General features: G+C 75.6%; 1 protein-coding gene. It reads left to right on the top strand.

All coding sequences use genetic code 11. From position 1 onward, the window contains the following. Positions 1-361 (top strand): hypothetical protein (locus IF89_RS39865; RefSeq protein ID WP_043195035.1); only part of this gene is annotated, 361 nt, incomplete at both ends.

Raw genomic sequence — 361 nt, 5'->3', positions numbered from 1 at the left:
AAACCACCGAGACCACCAACCCCGACGGCACCCGCACCACCGTCCTCTTCCACTACACCCCCGACGGCGCCATCGCCAACGACACCCACACAAGCGCGGGCACCAGCGGACCGCCGCGCACCGGCAGCTACCTCACCAGGCCCGCAGGCAGCCGCGAGGCACGCACCCTCACCGCCACCCCCGGCGCCGCCCGGTACCTGCACGCCGACCGCCGCGGCAACACCGTCCTGGAAACCGGACCCGGCGCCCAGGCGCTCACCGCCCGCGCCTACACCGACTACGGCCGGGAAACCCGCCCCGACGGCACACCCGCCCCCGCCGCACACCGCGCCGCCGACCCCGCCGCCAACCCCTTCCGCTT

The organism is Streptomyces sp. NRRL F-2664, assembly GCF_000719345.1.
Classification (GTDB): domain Bacteria; phylum Actinomycetota; class Actinomycetes; order Streptomycetales; family Streptomycetaceae; genus Streptomyces.
The sequence above is the reverse complement of the archived record's forward strand: the minus strand, read 5'-3'. Positions and strand labels throughout refer to the sequence as shown.